The organism is Methylobacterium sp. J-092 (assembly GCF_022829325.1).
Lineage (GTDB): Bacteria > Pseudomonadota > Alphaproteobacteria > Rhizobiales > Beijerinckiaceae > Methylobacterium.
Map to the genome: position 1 here is coordinate 22,850 of NZ_JAKSXU010000170.1, position 17,739 is coordinate 40,588.

Below are 17,739 nucleotides of genomic sequence, written 5' to 3' on the forward strand. Positions count from 1 at the left end.
CTTTGCAGCGGCCGAGCCTGATCTTATTCGCAGGTTCTATGCAGGCCGCGGCTTAGTAGCCGTAACCGTAGGGTCCGTAGCCGTAACGATAGAGCGGACGACGATAGCCATAGCCGTAACCACCGTAGCCTACAGGGGCGTATCCACCGCCGTAGTAGCCGTCGTCATAGCCGTAACCGTAGCCGCCGTATCCGCCATAAAGGCCGCCCGCTGCAAGGCCGAGCCCCACCCCGAGACCGAGGCCACCAAGGCCATAACCGTAACCCCGGCCACCGTATCCACGACCGTAAAAGCCCCGGCCATAGCCGCCGCCGTATCCACCCCGGAACCCAGCTCCGCGGAACCCCCCGCCGAACCCGCCACGACCAAAGCCACCGCCCCGGAAGCCGCCACCGCCGAAGCCACCACCGCCGCCTCGGAAGCCGCCGCCACCGCCGAAGCCACGGGCATCAGCGCTCGCGGGCATGAAAGCGAGAGCAGCAACAAGCGCGGTCGATGCGAGTGCAAGACGTTTCATCAGGATCATCTCCTATTCACGCAATCTGCTAGAGCAACGCGACCACCCGTCTATGCGATCCGCGCAGGATCCTGACGCATTGTCGCGTTTTCTTGTCCGAATGTTTCTGACGAACATTCGCGCTCGACCACGGGGAGATGAGCCGTAGTCGACATTGCCGGGAGGCAAGATGGGGGATCAAGGCCCGGCAGTGTTGCTGATCTAACCTCTCTGCCGCTCGGGTGTTCCGAGCGGCAGCCGACGCACGGCAACGAGTGTCAGAACGCGCCACGACGAGGCGCTGAGCAGCTTCAGGCCGTCTCGGCGACCTTCTTGCGCCCGCTGGCCTTCGGGGCTGCCTGGGGCGCCTTTGCGGCCTTCGGCTTACTCTTGGAGAACTTGGGCGCCTCAGAGACCGTCTCGTCCGCTGTGGTGGCCTTGGGAGATGCCTTGCGACGCTGCTGCCCAAGGCCGAGGGAGCGTGCCAGCTCGGACCGCTGAGCGGAGTAGCTCGCCGCAGTCGACGGGTAGTCCGACGGCAGGCCGTAGCGCGCCCGGTACTCATCCATCGTCAGGCCGGCCACGGTCACGTGTCGCTTGAGTGTCTTGTAGCGCTTCCCGTCGATGAAGCTGATCAGCGCGTCCGGCGTGATCGACTTCTTAATCTGCGCCGGGGTCGGCTTCTCCGGGCCGGCGGGCTCGGCTGGGGCTCCGTTGGCAAGGCCGGTAAATGCTGCGTGAACCGAAGCGATCACGTTCGGCAGCTCGGACACCGGTACGTTGTTGTTCGAGACGTAGGCCGCGACAAGCTCCGCAGCGAGTTCGATAAAATCGGTCGGTTGAGCTTCGGCTTGTTCGTCCACGGCAGTCTCCTCCCCGGAAAGAGACCTATCGCTCTACGCGGTTTGCCGGATCGTCAAGTCATAGCTGGGCGGAAAGTACTGAAGCCGATCGGGTGTCCTCATAAATCCGTGAGAACACCCCCAAAGCAGGTTCACGCAGGAACTTAGCGTGACGGTCTCTGTTCCGGTCCTACGTATGACAGCGTAGAAGGCCCTTCTCCATGAACAAGCTTATTCTCGGCGCGACCCTGACCCTCGGCCTCCTGCTCAGCGCGAACACGGCCAGCATCGCAGCCCCAGGCGACGGTCTCGATCGCGACGCTGCGGCAACCGGCAACGGTCGTATGGGCGGAATGCACGCCGGCGCTCGGTCCGGCAGCATAATGAACCGACGGATGGGTGGCATGCGGATGATGCGGCGACATCACCGCCGGCATCACCGCTGAGCATCAGGTAGTCTCGATCTGCATGGTCGAGCAGAGAGCCCCGGACCGCTTGAGCGGCCGGGGCTTCTCACACAGCGCCGCCATCATCGCTGAGCGGGCGGTCGCATCAGTAGAGCTGGTACACCCCCGAGCTTCGGCTCTCTTGGACGGCCGGAGGCTCGGCTCTGCGGATGGCCGATCGAGTTGCAACAAATCCCGTACGACTGACATCGCCACAGCCTCATAGGCGTCAGCTTCATTTTCGATGAAGTGATCTAGATAGTCGTCTTCTTGGAAATCACTCATCATCTTTTTTTAGTACGGATGAATTTAATCTACACCCAAATAGATCGCTCGCTCTTACATTAACCAGATCGCGATATATGTCATTGAACACATAGAGCAATCTGCTGTGTTCCTCAACATCATTTGTAATTTCTCGAACTTTCTGTGCATCGCTGTGTCGACGGAGCCTCGCTTCGACTTCTTGGATGTCAGAAACGTTTTTAGACGGGATTGTACCTTCGCGTTCCTGTGACATGGCGCGTCCTTCCATTTAAAGCATGAGGGAGCCGGCGAGCGGGCGCGCACAAGCATCCTGGCTCTGGCACGGAAGCGGAGAAGGCTCCCACGCGGCGAACCAGGGACGATGAATCATGATTCGGGTCGGTCAATAATGCAAGCCGGATCTTCGAACTAATTTTGAGTGAGTTGGTCCGTTGAGGTATAGGCGTTCCGGAATTGTCACTTCCTCAGTTTACACGTTTTGTGCACGGAACCTTCGTTTTCTCCGTTCCGCGTGCACAAACTTTGTAAATTATAGTCGCCGCGCCAGGATATAGGCGTGTTTAACGCCGCCATAGATCTCTACCTTGAGCCGAACTAGGAGTTGATCTTAAAAAACCCGCGCAGATGCCGGCATCAGCCAAGTGCATCCCGCCTGATGCCATCGCTGCCGCGGAGCGATGCGGAAGTAGCCGAGGACGCCTTGGTGGGACGCTCCGGCTCCTACCTCCCACTGCGATTACCAAAGCTGTTCGATCTTTGTGGTATGAATGCATAACACAAATGATTCGTGCGGTTTATTGACGCGCGAGACTTGTATTGGATTTTATATCAAGCGATCATACTTTGCATCAAAGCTGAAAGAACAATCAGATGATGCATAAAAATCAATCGCAAAGCGCCGATACGGCTGCGCTGGTAAGCAAACTTGTGATGGCCTACGTCTCCAACAATCACATGCCGGCGGTGGAGCTTCCGGGATTGATCAGCACCGTTCATTCGGCGCTCAACAGTATCGCCAGCGGGACAGTTACCGATGGTGCCAACGCCTCGGACGAGGAAGTCGCGCTGCCGACGCCGGCAGAGATCCGCAAGTCGGTCACACCAGACGCGCTGATCTCGTTCCTCGATGGCAAGCGGTACAAGACCCTAAAGCGGCACCTGAACGGTCACGGGCTCGGCCCGCACAGCTACCGCAAACGCTTCGGCCTGCCGGCCGACTACCCCATGACCGCAGCGAGCTACTCCGAAAAACGATCAGCCCTGGCGCGCGAGCTCGGCCTAGATCGGCCTCGCCGCATGGCCGCTTGAGGGGACCACAGAGCCCGCCGTTAGGCCGCGGCGGGCTTTGGGGGTGGCTCAACCTGCCCCGTAGCCGCCCTTCGAGTTGCTAGAGCCGGTCGACGGCGGCTTCCCATCGTAGCCGCCGCTCTCGGGCGCACGACCCGGCTTTGGATTAGGCAGCCCGGGAGAGGTGGGGCCGGCGCTTTCGGCCGGAGGCGCCGGCGCCTTGGCCGGATCGAGCGGGTGACCGGGAGGCAAGGTGCCGGTGGCCTCCGTTATCTCTGCGTTGTCCTGAACCATCGCGCTCTCCACCGTCCTACCTGCTAGGCGAAGGCCTGCGGCGGCCAGATGTTCCTGGGGAATGGCACAGTTCCCCGGCACGCTCCGGTTCAAGCTCTCATGCATCGCTAGGAGCTATTGTCCGTTCTTCGTGCGGACGTAGAGGAAGGCGCCAACGACGGCCGCAATGTCCAGGGCGCCGATGACCATCGCCGCGGAAGGATAACCCAGGGCAAGAGCAAGAGCAGCAACAGCAAGGGCGGACAGGGAGAAGGCGATAGCCGCCCATTGGCCGAGCCGAACAGTCCGGAGATTGCCATTGAGCGAGGCCTTTTCCAGCTCTCGGCGATGCTGCGCCTCTTGCTCCCACATCGCGAAGATGCGCTCAGGGGCATCGGGTACGAGCTGCCGGAACTGATCGAGCACGATCGGCGGCGGCAAAGGCCCCTGCCAGAACTCATTGCGCTCGATGACTGTAGGCTGCTGATCCTGGGACGGCTGCTGCCGCGCCGGAGGGTTACCCTTGGGCCGTCTCGACACGCGCACGCTCGCGATCAATCACACGGCGCATGTCGTCTCCGATCCGCACGCTATCGCCTCGCAAGGCTTCCAGATCCGTGCGGGATGGGGCGCGCGTGTTTGGTGAGACCGCCGGCCAAATGGACGCGAGGGTGCTGAGGCCGGCGACGAAGCTGCCGACGCGCGTACGCTGCTGAGCGGGACGGGCTGCGTTGTTCCTCATGCCTTCTCATGTACGCCGTACGTGGAATGCGTCAATGCCAACCCGCAATTGCGGTTTACCGAGGCTGGTCGTGCTGAGCGCGGCGCCCGCTGTTCTCTTCTGGATCGATGGTGCCGGCCGCGCCCTAGGCTGTGCAGTCCCGCGGTGTGGTGACATCAGTTTCGCTGAGGTCGCTGCATTCTGGGAGGCGTTATGGGACAGGTTCTTCACGGCTGCGCCACGACCACGCACGCGGTCAGAGCGGCGCTACAGCGATCGAAAGCTCCGCTCAAAGATCTTGCCGCCCAGCACGGACTGAACCCTAAGACAGTCGCGAAGTGGCGTAAGCGGGCCTTCGTTCATGACGCGACGATGGGACCGAAGACACCGCACTCTACCGTGCTCACGAGCGAGGAAGAGGCGGTGATCGTCGCCTTCCGCCGGCACACCCTCTTGCCGCTCGACGACTGCCTCTACGCGCTCCAGGCCACCCTCCCGCATCTGACTCGATCATCGCTGCCTCGCTGCTTGCAGCGCCATGGGATCAGCCGGTTACCTGAGGTCGGCGGCGACAAGCCCGGCAAGCAAGCGTTCAAGGCCTACCCGATCGGCTTCTTCCACATCGACATCGCGGAGGTTCGCACCGGCGAAGGCAAGCTGTACCTTTGGGTGGCCATCGACAGGACGTCCAAATACGCCTTTGCCCAGCTGCACGAACGCGCTGATCGGCCCGTGGCCTGCGCTTTCCTGGAGGCACTCATCGAAGCCTGCCCTTACCGCCTGCACATCATCCTGACCGACAACGGCATCCAGTTCGCCGAGCTGCCCAAGAACCGTCGCGGCCCGACCGCCCTGTACCGCGTCAACCGCTTCGACCAGATCTGCCGGGCACACGACATTGAGCATCGGCTCACCAAGCCAAACCACCCGTGGACTAATGGCCAAGTCGAGCGCATGAACCGGACCCTCAAGGAGGCGACGGTCAAGCGGTACCATTACGACAGCCACGATCAACTGCGGGAACACCTCGCCACTTTCCTGGATGCCTACAATTTCGCTCGGCGGCTCAAGACCCTACGCGGCCTTACGCCATACGAAGCGACCTGCCGGGCCTGGGCAGACGATCCAGACCGCTTCAAATACGATCCAACCCAACTCACCTCGGGACTGCACAGCCGCCAGCTCTCACTTTGAGGGTAGCAAGCGCCGAACCTGACATTTCTAAATTATGGTATCGCTGGGCTTGGTTCGCAGGAAGCGTTCTCATGGCGTTCATCAGCATCACACGACTTCGCATCCGCTCGTGGCGCTTCATGCCGCCCTTCGTCGTCGATACGCTGCGATCGTTGTCTCAAACGAAGGCAGCCCCTGGCTTCATCGGTGGATCTCTCCTGGCAGATCGAAAGCGAACGTTTTGGACGCTGACGCTTTGGACCGACCAATCTGACATGCGCCGCTACATGATCAGCGGCGCTCATCGCAAAGCAATGCCGAAACTCCTGGGTTGGTGTGATGAAGCCAGCGTCGCTCACTGGACCCAGGAGGCCGAAGACATCCCAACTTGGGACGAGGCGGCGGAGCGGATGCGTTCGGAAGGGCGTGTCTCGAAGGTGCGCCATCCCAGCCCGCAACACCGCGATCTATCGTTCGCAAGGCCTCGGACGGCGGGTGCGGTCGCAATCACTCCGCGTGGAGGTAAAGCTGTGTCCCCTGTTGGGAGTAGTGACAAGCTGGCGTAAGCGTCCGCATTGGGTCGACACCCGCCGGCGTGCTCTGCGGCTTCGTCGAGCGGTTCAGTGGCGAATTCGATATCTGCCGGGCGTACGCTACCAAGGGGAGCAGCGGATGCTCAGCAAATCATCGATTGTGAAGTTGATACCGAAAACTATGGGTCGCCACGTAGGCATGGCGGCGAAAATTAAGGCTGTGGCGAAGCCGAGCCAAGGCAGGCTGGGCCTAAGCATGACCCGGATGCGATTGTACCGAGTGCTCATGGGATCACGCCGAGACGTCCGGTGCCGCAAGTTGGTTAACCTGCCCGGCTTTCACGAGCAGCCAACCACCTGCGAACATGCCAGCACCCCAGGCTAGAAAGCCGATGTCCCAGTAGATCCAATACTCTCGGGCCACAAGCTCATTGACATGGTGCACTCCAAGCACTTCGTGATCAATCAGGCCTTCGGCAAGGTTGAACAAGCCCCAGCCCATGAGGAGGTTTCCGACCAAAAGCTTACTTGACCAGTACAAATGGCGAAGGCGAGCGCGGCGCCATAGAACGAAGATGCCAACAGCCACTAAGACATAGGTCGCACTGTGGAAGTACCCATCCCAGCGCGTGTTGAGTTCAAGATTTTGAAGTGACTTAATTGGGTACCAATTGCTCAGCATGTGATGCCATTGCAGCATTTGGTGCAGAACGATGCCGTCGAAGAAACCACCCAATCCGAGGCCAATGAGTATGCCCGCGCTCCAGGGGAAGGAGCGTTCCTGAACCTCCACATCGGCTGCCATTTCGCTCTCCCAGCTATGAGTTCGCCGAAGTCGTAGGATCACACCTCTCGCCGCCATTCAACATCCCCCGGGGCGAGATTGGGCTGCGCAGCGTCCGAAGCGGATCATCCGAAAGACGGATGACGCTTGATTTGTGGTCTCCACTCTCGAACATCTTTGATTGTGACGGCTGGCCTTCCGCACGCTCGGCCAGACGCGAATGTGCCACGCAGGTTGCGGACACCGCTCGAAGACAATGCTAGCCGAAGACGGCAACTGTCCGCCGAGCCACTACCATGACGGCACGCCCCAGCCCTACGTCCGCTCACCTCACTCCCAGTCTCCCGCTCGTCATCGTCCTTCTGCCGCTCCTTCTCTTTGGCGTCGGTAGTTGGGAGGTATGGCGCGGGCAAGGAACGGTTGCAGAGCACCAAGCCCTGCTAGATCACGCAGCGCAGGGGGATATCCAGGAACTCGCCGAGGAGCTGTTCACGGCGCGGATGCGGATGCCGCTGGCCTGGGTCACGGTGATGTGCGGCATCGTCGGGACTGCGGCCGGGCTCGCCGGGCTCGGGCTCGTGGAGCGGGCGGCGCGGCGGGGAACCGCGTCACGGCCGGCGCTGGTGTCCACCTTCGCGACCGTGCGGCGGGGGCTGCCGGCGGCGCTTGGGGTATTGGCGGTGGCGATCGCGCTCGGGCTCGTCGGCTCGATCCTGTTCGAACTCGGCGGCCTCCGCTTCGTCCAGACCGTCGATACCAACGACGGCAAGGCTGTGCTCGCAGGCATCCTTTACATGGGGGTCGCACTCTGGGGTGCATACAAGACGGTGCGGAACCTACGCGGGACGGTCGCCCTGTTCACACCCATCCCGGCGCCGCTCCAAGCGCGACTGGTCGCAGAGGAGGAGGCGCCTGGACTTTTCGCGCTGCTCCGCGAGCTCGCGTGTGACCAGCAGGCTGCGATGCCCGATCTTGTCGTCGCAAGCGCAGCACACGGGTTCTTCGTCACCTCCTTTCCGTGGCGGCTCGAACCGTCTGGGCACACGACGCGCGGCCGGGTGTTGCATCTGCCGCTACCGATCGTCGCGACCTTCAGCCTCGGCGAACTCCGCACCGTGCTAGGCCACGAACTCGCGCATTTCTCCGGCGAGGACACTGCCTACACGGAGCAGTTCTTACCGGTCGCCGTTGCGCTCGGCCGGAACGTCCAGGCGACCGCTTCGACGGTCGATTTCGGCTCAAGCTGGGTTGACCGGCAGCTCGCCCGCTCTGTGATGCCCCACGCGACGCTTGCGGCTTATGCGCGCGACCGCTTCGATGGCGTCGTGAAGGGCTGGAGTCGTCAGCGTGAGTTCGAGGCTGATCGGGCCGGGATAGAAGCCGGCTCGCCCAATGCGCTCGCCACCTCACTCATCCGCGACGGGTTGGTCGGCGCGCAACTCCGGGCTGAACTCGTCCGCATCGCCGCGCGGCCTGAGACGGCGCCGCCCGACCTCTCAGCCGCGATGATCGTCCGCAGCCACGAGGGGCTCGGCGACCCGACACCCCATCTCGGCGACCACCTGTCCCACCCGACCGACACTCATCCGACCACGCGTCAGAGGCTTGAGGCGGTGGGCATCACACCCGATGCCGCCCTCCTCGCCGGCGCCGCGCGGCCGGTGGCGGCTGGGGAGTTTCATGCGATCCGGTCGCTCTTCGCCGACTGGGTCGCTCTCAGCGGCGACATCACCGCTCTCGTCCGCACGGCCGCGGAGAGCAGAGCAGCTGCGCACCAGCGTCGGCTCCGAGCGACCGCAGACGCGATTGGGTCTGATGCGCAGGTGCTCTACCCATCGAACGGCCGCGTCGCAGCTGGCATTGGCCTCGTGGCGACCTTCTCGGTGTTTTTCACGGTCGCCGGTGTTCTCGCATTGCGCGACGAGGTTCTCGATCGTCCGACCGCGCAGCTGATGGTAGCCTGCGTCGCCGGCGGCCTTGTCGGTCTCGGCTTCGCGGTCCTGTGGTCGGTACGAACGTTCCGCGGCTACCGAACGCCGTTCCTGATCCTTGACGCCGAGGGCTTCTCCTCGCCCGGGCTCGATCGGCTGGTGCCGTGGCTCGCCGTTCAGTCGATCGATTTCGGGGTGGGGTACTCGCCGACGCTGACCTTCACGCTGCACCCGCAGGCCGCGCTTCCGCGCCGGACAGGCGCCATCAAGCGGGTACGCCCCTTCGCAAAGCAGCACACCGTGGTCGTCGGCATCATGCCACGGGGTATGAAAGCCGCCGCATGCCAAGCCCTGCTAACGCGTCACCTCGACGCCGCCTACGCGAAGGCCACGCTCGGCCGCGGCGAGCCAACAATTCCAGCGGTAGCGGACGTATAGCGTGCCTAGAAGCTCCACTCGCTGCACGATCTACTCGACCGACCGGTATCCGGACTTTCGGCACGCGCGGCGCAGAGCCTGGTGCACGCGCTCCTTAACCAAGTTTTGGTGTGCTTCGTTGTCCGCGCGTGGATCAGCCATCCTGCTAGTTATCGGCGTTCGCACAGCCATCGCCGTACTCCGACCGCAAGCAAGCTAATCAAGGCTTGAAAACGGCTGTTGCGGGCACACTGTAGCTGGAGCAACTAAGATTCGAACGACGGCTTCCGAACAGGGCAAACTTCACTGCGAATGGGGTAGTCGAGCCGAAAGTAGACCCTAGATATGTCGCTCAAACCACGGTTTTCGCGATACCTTTGCATCGACGATTTTGGCTGTGAAACGTGGTCATGCCCTACACTGCATCTGACTTAAAAAACGTCGAAGCATTTGCTTGGCGCGTTCAACGGCTCGAATAGGGAGATGCCCCTTTTCTGTGGCAACCACCGATCAGTGGTATCAGCCATCAGCGGTCGCGACTTCCTCCCGAATTCAGTTTGGTCCCGAGTAGATCCTCGCGCGTCTGCGTTGTTGGAGCCGCCCTTCTCGCTGCGCTAAGGTCGATGACAGACTGCCATCTGTTAACTTCGCAGGTCGTTTGACCCGCGCCAAAAGCATACTTACACCCGCACAGATCAACAGCACCGGTATTGGGTGACGCCGCACAGCATCCAGGGACAGATCATATAGATCGCCGCCGGCACTGTTGCGCCTTGCTGCCCCAAGCACGTCCTCGACAAACGCAACGGGGTGAAGGCGATCCTGGAGCTGGTTGAGCACGCCTTCGAGCCGCGCCCGCCCAGCCTCAATCTCCTGCTCGATTTCGTTCACCGTCGCATCCATTTTCAAACCCACCGCATGTTATGCTGTCGCTGGCAAAAACGGCTTCTTGAGTGAGAGTGGCTGGGCGCCCGGAGACCGCGCGCCCAGCCGTGGCTCAACGCCGTTTATTTCTTGGCGCTGCTTTTACCGTGCGCCTTCGTCGAGCTCTCGTGTGCCTTCTCGGAATGGCCGTGCGCCTCCTTCGAGTGCTTGGCCGCGGTGGTCTCGTCGCCCTTCTCGTGATGCTCGGCCGCTGTCTTGTGAGATTTGGCAGCCGCCTCGTGGTGCTTGGCCGCCTCGTGGTGTGCGTTCTGGGCCATGGCTGTGTTCCTTGTTCAGCACCGTCGCGGTGCTTGTTGCGGTCGGGTCGACCGGCGCGTCCAGATGGGATCAGGTCTCACCTGGCGTGCGGAGTGTCCTCGGGTCCGCCCGCGGCACTGAGCGGGAAACCTGCCCCGGCGGGATCACGGTCCGCCGGCGAGGGAAGCTCTGTGAGAGCTAGGAAAAGCCTATGAGGGACGACCCGCAGCGAAAGAGCGTCAAGCTCATTCAGGCCGGTCGCAGCGTCGAGGCGGTCTGCTGGCGCCACCGGCTGTCGGCAAGGCGAGCCTTCACCAATCGACGAGCACGGCTGCGGCGGCCCAGTTTGGAAGGCAACGCCCGTCTTTTTTCGTAGGCGCCGCGCAACGCAGGCTACCAGTGTGCGTGTTCCTGCTCGGTCGGCATCCGGCCCTGTGGGGTGAGCTGATCGATCACACCCGGGAGCAGGTGAGAGAGTTGCGACAGCAGGTCGGAACTGCCCATGCCGGTCTGCTGCGAGAGCTGCCCAACCGTTTCTGGACCGAGTGCCGCTCCGAGATCGTGCGGCGCGATCGGCTGGTTTTGACCTTGGCCGATCCATGAGTTGATCGCACCGCCATGGCCGGCCTGGGTAAACTGCTCGACGAGGGCACCAAGTCCGCCAGCTCCGCCGCCTCCGAGCAGACCCCCGAGGCCACCCTGGCCGCCACCGAGACCGCTGCCGCCTGCGTTGCCCAGCATGCCGCCGAGACCGCCGCCTCCGGCCCGTGCGGCCAAGAGGCTCATCAGGACGCTCACGAGGGGATTGGCGCCGGCGCCCTGCTGCTGATTGGCGTTACCGCCAACCACACTGCCGATGATGCTGTCGAGTAGGCCCATGACCTGAACTCCTGAAGCGGCCTTTCGACCGGGTTGATCGGATTGGTCGAACTCGAGGCTGCGCAAACGCACGGATCTCGGTGATCAGACGGGGTGATTGTAGACGCGCACCCGACGCGCGCCGGACGTCCGCGTGTCCGTACCGACCGTAGGTGTGCCGACCGCATCATTCTCGCGCACGATCGAGCCTGCGGCAGCATCCGAGCCGATCAGAGTCGAGGTATCGCTTCGCGGCTCGCCAGCCGTCTTGCTGCGCCAGCCCTCGCTCTCCCAACCCTGAGCACGCGCATCGAGATCGACGGCGCCATGCTCCTCCAGGATGCGCGAGGCCACGTCGGCGTGGGCCTCATCAGCCCGCACGGTGAGCAGTGAGCCGCCACGACGCACGCCTTCGGCGTAGGCATGCGCATCGGTCTCGCTCACGCCCGCGCCGGTCAACGAGCCGGTCAAACCGCCCGCTGCGGCACCGAGGCCTGCACCGGTCAGTGTTGCCACGAGCCAGCCTGCAGCCACGACAGGGCCAACGCCTGGAATGGCCATCAGTCCGAGGCCGGCGAGGAGGCCGGCGCCGCCGCCCAGGATCGTGCCGAGCGTGGCACCCGTCCCTGCGCCGTTGGCAGTATGGTCCACCGGATCGCTCGTTCCAGTGGTGCTGGTCTCCGTGTTGTTGCCGACGAGGCTGATGTCGGAGTGCGGCACGCCGGCCGCCTCCAACTTTGCTACCGCTGCAGCAGCGTCATCATAGCGGTCGTACAGGGCTGAGAGGGTCTGCGTGGTCATAGGATGGCTCCGGGACGTTTGAGTGGGGCGGATCGAGCGAGGGGACCAGCTACTGGGCCGCGACGTTGCCCTTGAAGTCGAGGCCGACGCTGGCCGGCTTGCCATCCACCGTCGCAGTGGCGCGCCAGATGCCGTCGCCGTCCTTCTTGAGGTCCTTGACCTCGTGGTAGCCAGCCTTCTCAAGACGGCGGCGAGCCTCATTCTCCGTGAAGCTGTTGGCGCCCCGCTCCAGCTTGACGTTCGTCCCCGTGCCGACGCCCGCTGCCTTGTTGTCGTGTACATGATCGGTGTTCGGCCGCGTCACGGCGTTCTGGCCACCGGAGGTCGCGCTGGAGGCACCACCCGTCGCGGGCTGACCGGTGACGGTTGTCTGCGCCAATGCAGGTGCTGCCGCGAGCAACGGCAACACAAGAAGGAACGAGCGACTCAAGGACATGGCGACGCCTGTTTGATGGGGGGCGGTAAGGGGACGGGCCGCTATGAAGTCGGCCCTCGGCAGGATGCACTGCCTGGTGCGTCCAAGCTCCAGGCAGCGCCTTCAGGTGGGTCAGACCGGCTTACGGGTGCCGGAAGTGGTCCCGGTTGTCGCGGTGCCGGTCGTGCCGGTGCGGCTGACGTTGCCGCGCTCGTCCTCGACCTCGACTTCGGTGTGACGGACCTTGTCGGTCACCGTTTCCGTGTGCTGGGTCGCCTCCTTACGGATGCCGACCTCGCCAACGACGCGGGCTTCCTTCGACACCACCGCCTGCTCGCGCATCTCGGTGGCCTCGATGACCTTCTCGGCAAACAGGGCTTCGTCGCCCGGGGTCACCGCTCGGTCGACTACGCGGCGATCGACGTGCACGGTCTCGTCGTGCAGCGTTACGTTCTCGCTCACAGCCTTCTCGACCGCGTAGGAACGAACCCGCACCCGGCCGCTGTCGACCATGCGCTTGCCGACGTTGAGCCGCTCCTCGACGACCGGAATGTAATCCGTCTCGCCCGCGGTCGTGCTGGCTCCCTTGAGGGCCGCGGCGCCCGTAGCCGACGTTCCGGTCGCCGTCGTACCCGTGGTCGAGCTGGCTGCTGTTGCACCACCGGCCGAGTAGCCGCTCCAGCCTTCCTGGCGCCAAGCGCTCTCGCGCTGATCGAGGTCGATCGAACCGTTCTGCTCCAGGATGTCGTAGACCGTGTCGGTCTGGGTCGACTCGACGCTCACGGTCAGCAGCGTGCCGCCTCGGCTCAGACCCTCGCTGTAGGCGTAGCGATCCTCCTCGGGCATGAAGAAGTCCTTCAGTGAACCCCAGAACCCGCCCTCGTCCTTGCGGTAGTCGTACGAGCCACTCGTGCGGGCTGTCTGCGCTCCCTGCACCAGCTTGATCGCCGATTGCGGGATACCAGCGGCGAGAAGCTTGGCTTGAGCAGCCTGCGCCTCGGCCGGGCGATCGAACAGCGCGGTGATTGTCTGAGTCATGGTGTTTGCTCCTGGGCTGGTAGGGGATTGATCGGCTCGCTGGCGTGGCCTTCCGGATCCACGCGTTCGACCTCGGCGTGCTGCCGGCGCAGCATCACCGGGACCTCGACGTCCTCGACCGTCGTGGTCTGGCGGACGTGCACCTCCTCCTTCAGGACGAGGCGCTTCTCGACGACGAGGATCTCTTCCAGGACCGGGACGATGGTCACCCCGTTCTCCTCGCGGACGACCGGGGGCGTTTCGCCCTCAGCCAGGGTCCGGTTGATTGGCACCCGAGTGACGCCAACCATGTCGCTGCGCAGGGTCTCGCGCAGGACCTCGTCAACCGTCTCGGTTCGGGTCGAGACCCGCACCCGGCCAGTCTCCACCGCCCGCTTTTCGATGCGGGCGGTTTCCTCAATCAGCGGAAGCGTCACGCTCTCGCCGACGGCGACCTCCGCCGCCAGCTTGTCCTGCGTCCCGAGGAGACGCGGCTCGATGGCGGCGGGGTCGCTCATCCTCAGACCCGACGCTCAGTCGTGGTGGCAACGGTGGTTCGGGTGAGCACCGGGTCGACCGCGGCACCACGCCCGGCAAAGAAGGCCGACAGCGCACCGAGAACCAACGCCAGGGCGCCGTAGAGCGCACCCTGTGAGCCGGCTCGCGCCGCGGCATCGGCCGCCTGCTTGGCCTGCTCCTTGGTCTTCGCGACCGTGTCGTTGAACTGCTTCACGTACTGGGCGACCTGTGTCCGGGCCTGATCGACCGGGATGCCCTGAGCCTTGGACAGTGCCTGGGCGGCCTTCTCCTGTGCGTCCTTCTGCTGGGCGGCGTCACCGGTCACGGCGGCGCGCATGGCGCTGACGGCGGCATTCTTCAGGGCCTCCGGATCGTTGCCGGTCGTGCCGCGGATCTGGCCCTCGATGTTCGAGAACGGGTTGTCCATGCCCGGCAGCGACGGGGCAGCAGCCTGCGCTGCAGTCTTCACCGAGCCACCGACGAGGTTGCCGGCGCCGCCAAGCGTGCTCGACACCGCGCTCGATGCGCCACTGAGGATGCCGCCGACGGCCGAGGACAACAGGTACACGACGACCAGCGTCGAGACCGCCCAGGCGAGCAGCCCGTGGTAGGCGGTGGTGGTGTTGGCGGGCTTCCCCGAGAGGCGCCCGGCGAGCCAGCCGCCAGCGGTGGCTGCGAGAATACCGGAGATCACGAACCAGATGCCGGCGCCGGACGAGAGCGACCCGGCGGTGGGCGTGCCGTTGCCGGCCGGGTCGACGGTCGACAGTCCGATGCCGAGCCCGACCATGTTCAGGATGACCTGGGCGACGAGCGCAATCACCGCACCGGCGATGACCGCTCCCCAAGAGACGGAGTGCAGCGCCATCGTGCGCATGTCCTCGGCCGGGGTGGCCAGGCTCGTGGTGGGCAGGTCGCGGTCGTAGGTCCGACGGGTGGTATCGGGGGATAACGCCATCGTAAAAACTCTTTCGTCTTGGTTAGTGGTGTCGGTCTTGACCGGTCTTGGCAGCACCGGTTGCGGCGTGCGTTCGCTTGCGACCCTGGATCACCTGCGGGCCGGGCGCTTCGATCTTGGCTCAGGGGTCGACGACGTGTGAGCAGCTTTGATGGCGGCGATCTCGGCGGCGGCTTCAGCCTGGATCGCGTGGTCGCCCTCGATGATACCGATAGCTTCCTTGATTAGCGCTCGGATATGTTCGGGCGAGAGCACCTTCCGACGCCCAGCCAAGCGGATCTCCTCACATCAACCCAAGGGGATGATCTTCCGAGATGCTCGCATGAGCAGAGCTACCCCTGCGTAATCACGCGTCCTGATCGAAGTTCCGACGATTTACATAAAGTACATTTGTACCAAGCCGAACTGGTAGTTCCGTCACGGTTTTCCCCGCTTCAGCGTAGGTGCCGGGTGTTCGGGCCGATCCCACGCTCCTGCGCCCACACCACCACGGCGCTGCGGCGGTTGACCCCGAGCTTGCGATAGAGCGCCGAGACGTGATTGCGCACCGTGTTCGGCGACAGCTTCAGCTCGGCCCCGATCTCCTGATCGGTGGCCCCCTGACAGATCCGCGTGAGCATGTCCCGCTCGCGGATCGTTAAGTTCTCGACCGTGACCAATGGCCGGCCGGAGCGGGCGGGGTTGCGTAGCGTTGCGAGCTTGTCGATCACCCCATGGCTGAACCACGACGCGTCGGCCATCACCGCCTCGATCGCGGTGATCAGCTCGCGCTCCGAGCGCTTGCGGTCGGTGATGTCCTGCAGGACGCACAGCACGCAGGCCTCGTTGTTGATGATCACCCGCTCCGCCGAGATCAGGCAATCGATCTCGGTGCCCGCCCCATCCTGTAACGCGGCCTCGAAGCTTCGGACGCTGCCAAGCCGCTTGAGATCGCGTGAGAACTTGCGCTGCTCCGCACGGTCGACCCAGAGCGCGAGATCGGCGAGCGACCGTCCGCCCAAAACCTCGGAGGCGTATCTGAACGCGGTCACGAAGGCCTGGTTGACGCTGGTGATTTCCAACCCGTCCGCGCTCATCAGCGCCCCTGGCACCGGCGAGAGGTCGAACGCCTTAGCAAAGCGCTCCTCGCTATGGCGCAATGACATCTCGGCCTTCCGGCGATCCTCCAGGTCGGCGAAGGTGAACAGCATGCATGGCTCGATGCCGCCCGGCCCCGGCATCTCGATGGCGTGCCCGGCCACGATCACGTAGCGCCCTCTCCCGCAAGGGGTGGCGAGCTGCGCTTCCATCTGCGGGATGGTGTGACCTGCATGCAGGCGATGGATCGCCATCTCGCGCCGCTCGGCCTCGCGCAGAAGATCGATCTCGCAGAAGGTCCGCCCAAGCACGTCGTCACGATGGTAGCCGGTGAGGTCGAGGAAACCATGGTTGACCCGCACGAAGCGCAGATCGGCAATTCGGCAGATGATCGCCGGGGCCGGGTTGGCGTTGAACATGCGCTCGAACCGGGCTTCGGCCTGATAGCGTTCACTTACATCCTGCATCACCAGGGCAAGACCCGTCGGCGCGCCATCCACATCGGTGGTCACCAAGCTACGAATGCGGTGCATCCACCTGTGTAATGGATCCCGGGTCGGCACCAACTCCACCACGACGTCCCGGAACACCTCGCCGGCGAGCACCCGGTCGAGGGGATGCTGTAGCGGGCCGATCTCCCGGTGATTGCGGTAGTGCAACTTAAAGTTCGCGCGATACTCCGACACGGTGGCGCCGAGATCGTCGGCATCGGCAACCCCATGCATCAGCACGGCGGCGGCGTTCGCGTAGGAGATCGTCTGATCCGGCTCGATCAGGATCACACCTTCGGACAGGCCGGCCACGATCTGCCGCATCTGCATGTGGCCAGCCTCATCGATCATCGGCGTATCTCCTCACCGAACACCAACGTTCGAACGCGTGGAAAATTTTGATGCGAACGACAGCGGCTTGAAGGAAAATCTTCGATGGCAGTCGAGAGTTTCCGGCTGCATCGCCCTCTTTGACCTCAGACGGAACGACGCGCCTATGCCGACGGCCGGAACGTCGTGACGTGCCTTTGGTTTGCAAGGCACTGAGAACCAAATGGAGGAAACGATGTCGGCACCCAACAGTCTGAAAGAAGTCTATCTCGACGAGATGCAGGACCTGTGGTCAGCCAACGATCAGATGGTCCGGGCCGCACAGCAGCTCACCGGTCAGGCGAGTGATCCGAAGCTCAAGCAAATGCTGGAGAAATCGGTAGGCGGCATCCAGAAGCACACCGACGTGCTCAAGAGCCTGATCCAAGCCAACGGGGGTGAGACCAAGCCCGAGCACTGTAAGGGCATGGAGGGCCTCGTGGCCGAGGCCCTGAAGCACGGCATCAAGGAGGCGCCGAGCGACGGCAAGCTGCGTGATGTTCAGATCATCGCCCAATATCAGCGCATGTCGCATTATGGCCTCGCCGGTTTCGGCTCTGCGGCCGCCTACGCCAAAGCCCTCGGCCGCACTGATGACGCAGCCAAGCTGAAGCGGGCCGTGGACGAAATCTACAAGGGTGACGAACTCGCCAGTCAGCTCGCCGAGACGGTCGAGAAGGCAGCCGCCTGAGAACCATATCGAGTTTGCTGACCATAATGGCGAGCGCACCATCTAGGCTTAGAGCGCCTAACAGAACCGCCTGATTTGGTTGAGGGTGATGAGACTGGCGGCGAGGTTGGTGAAGGCCTCGTAGATGTCGGCGCGGCGCTCGTAGCGTACGGGCAGGCGTCGGAAACGGTTGAACCAGGCATGGGTGCGCT

The 17,739-nt window shown here is 63.5% G+C and carries 19 protein-coding genes and 1 pseudogene; 6 read left to right on the forward strand and 14 right to left on the reverse strand.

All coding sequences use genetic code 11. The features are described 5' to 3' along the window. Window positions 1-52 precede the first annotated feature (52 nt). A complete protein-coding gene (locus MKK60_RS20280) occupies window positions 53-526 on the reverse strand; it encodes a hypothetical protein (RefSeq protein WP_243988357.1) in 474 nt (157 codons plus the stop codon). A gap of 281 nt (window positions 527-807) precedes the next feature. Beyond that, window positions 808-1,359 carry a MucR family transcriptional regulator gene (locus tag MKK60_RS20285; RefSeq protein WP_243988358.1) on the reverse strand — a complete coding sequence of 184 codons (552 nt, stop codon included), beginning with the start codon at window positions 1,357-1,359 and terminating at the stop codon, window positions 808-810. A 1,562-nt stretch (window positions 1,360-2,921) separates the two neighbouring features. Between MKK60_RS20285 and MKK60_RS20290 the strand changes: the two genes are divergently transcribed. Beyond that, entirely contained in the window at window positions 2,922-3,359 is a 438-nt protein-coding gene (locus MKK60_RS20290; RefSeq protein WP_243988359.1) for a MucR family transcriptional regulator, read from the forward strand. Window positions 3,360-3,746: 387 nt separating this feature from the next. Here the strand turns inward: MKK60_RS20290 and MKK60_RS20295 are convergent, their stop codons facing one another. Beyond that, a complete protein-coding gene (locus MKK60_RS20295) occupies window positions 3,747-4,169 on the reverse strand; it encodes a DUF2335 domain-containing protein (protein WP_243988360.1) in 423 nt (140 codons plus the stop codon). Window positions 4,170-4,545: 376 nt separating this feature from the next. Here MKK60_RS20295 and MKK60_RS20300 point away from each other — a divergent pair, with 376 nt between their 5' ends. Further along, entirely contained in the window at window positions 4,546-5,526 is a 981-nt protein-coding gene (locus MKK60_RS20300) for an IS481 family transposase (RefSeq protein ID WP_243988361.1), read from the forward strand. A gap of 71 nt (window positions 5,527-5,597) precedes the next feature. Further along, window positions 5,598-6,071 (forward strand): DUF3291 domain-containing protein, encoded by a 474-nt coding sequence (locus tag MKK60_RS20305; protein ID WP_243988362.1) that lies wholly within the window; start codon window positions 5,598-5,600, stop codon window positions 6,069-6,071. Between the two features lie 259 nt (window positions 6,072-6,330). Here the strand turns inward: MKK60_RS20305 and MKK60_RS20310 are convergent, their stop codons facing one another. Continuing rightward, window positions 6,331-6,843 carry a DUF2243 domain-containing protein gene (locus MKK60_RS20310; RefSeq protein WP_243988363.1) on the reverse strand — a complete coding sequence of 171 codons (513 nt, stop codon included), beginning with the start codon at window positions 6,841-6,843 and terminating at the stop codon, window positions 6,331-6,333. A gap of 275 nt (window positions 6,844-7,118) precedes the next feature. Here MKK60_RS20310 and MKK60_RS20315 point away from each other — a divergent pair, with 275 nt between their 5' ends. After that, complete coding sequence (locus MKK60_RS20315) at window positions 7,119-9,191, forward strand: M48 family metallopeptidase (protein ID WP_243988364.1); 2,073 nt, start codon at window positions 7,119-7,121, stop codon at window positions 9,189-9,191. A 531-nt stretch (window positions 9,192-9,722) separates the two neighbouring features. On the opposite strand, the gene MKK60_RS28735 is transcribed toward MKK60_RS20315, so the two are convergent. Beyond that, the gene (locus tag MKK60_RS28735) at window positions 9,723-10,010 is read right to left on the reverse strand and encodes a hypothetical protein (RefSeq protein ID WP_409567432.1); all 288 of its coding nucleotides are present in this window, start codon (window positions 10,008-10,010) and stop codon (window positions 9,723-9,725) included. Between MKK60_RS28735 and MKK60_RS20320 the strand changes: the two genes are divergently transcribed. After that, entirely contained in the window at window positions 9,981-10,127 is a 147-nt protein-coding gene (locus MKK60_RS20320) for a hypothetical protein (protein ID WP_243988365.1), read from the forward strand. The genes MKK60_RS28735 and MKK60_RS20320 overlap by 30 nt on opposite strands. A gap of 50 nt (window positions 10,128-10,177) precedes the next feature. Here the strand turns inward: MKK60_RS20320 and MKK60_RS20325 are convergent, their stop codons facing one another. The 8 genes from MKK60_RS20325 to MKK60_RS20360 form a co-directional block, all read right to left on the reverse strand. Continuing rightward, window positions 10,178-10,372, reverse strand: coding sequence for a hypothetical protein (locus MKK60_RS20325; protein WP_243909024.1), 195 nt, complete (start codon window positions 10,370-10,372; stop codon window positions 10,178-10,180). Between the two features lie 373 nt (window positions 10,373-10,745). Next, complete coding sequence (locus MKK60_RS20330) at window positions 10,746-11,231, reverse strand: YidB family protein (protein WP_243988366.1); 486 nt, start codon at window positions 11,229-11,231, stop codon at window positions 10,746-10,748. 84 nt (window positions 11,232-11,315) lie between these two features. After that, a complete protein-coding gene (locus MKK60_RS20335; protein ID WP_243988367.1) occupies window positions 11,316-12,011 on the reverse strand; it encodes a hypothetical protein in 696 nt (231 codons plus the stop codon). A gap of 49 nt (window positions 12,012-12,060) precedes the next feature. After that, complete coding sequence (locus tag MKK60_RS20340; RefSeq protein ID WP_243988368.1) at window positions 12,061-12,447, reverse strand: hypothetical protein; 387 nt, start codon at window positions 12,445-12,447, stop codon at window positions 12,061-12,063. 111 nt (window positions 12,448-12,558) lie between these two features. Continuing rightward, the gene (locus MKK60_RS20345; protein ID WP_243988369.1) at window positions 12,559-13,464 is read right to left on the reverse strand and encodes a YsnF/AvaK domain-containing protein; all 906 of its coding nucleotides are present in this window, start codon (window positions 13,462-13,464) and stop codon (window positions 12,559-12,561) included. Continuing rightward, entirely contained in the window at window positions 13,461-13,961 is a 501-nt protein-coding gene (locus MKK60_RS20350) for a YsnF/AvaK domain-containing protein (RefSeq protein WP_243988370.1), read from the reverse strand. The genes MKK60_RS20345 and MKK60_RS20350 overlap by 4 nt, the downstream gene beginning before the upstream one ends. Window positions 13,962-13,963: 2 nt before the next feature. After that, window positions 13,964-14,920 carry a PhnA-like protein gene (locus MKK60_RS20355; protein WP_243988371.1) on the reverse strand — a complete coding sequence of 319 codons (957 nt, stop codon included), beginning with the start codon at window positions 14,918-14,920 and terminating at the stop codon, window positions 13,964-13,966. 434 nt (window positions 14,921-15,354) lie between these two features. Beyond that, a complete protein-coding gene (locus MKK60_RS20360) occupies window positions 15,355-16,839 on the reverse strand; it encodes a PAS domain S-box protein (protein WP_243988372.1) in 1,485 nt (494 codons plus the stop codon). 214 nt (window positions 16,840-17,053) lie between these two features. Here MKK60_RS20360 and MKK60_RS20365 point away from each other — a divergent pair, with 214 nt between their 5' ends. After that, window positions 17,054-17,548, forward strand: coding sequence for a ferritin-like domain-containing protein (locus tag MKK60_RS20365; RefSeq protein WP_243988373.1), 495 nt, complete (start codon window positions 17,054-17,056; stop codon window positions 17,546-17,548). Between the two features lie 57 nt (window positions 17,549-17,605). On the opposite strand, the pseudogene MKK60_RS20370 reads toward MKK60_RS20365, so the two are convergent. Continuing rightward, window positions 17,606-17,739 (reverse strand): annotated as a pseudogene (locus MKK60_RS20370) (IS5/IS1182 family transposase); the annotation flags it as partial.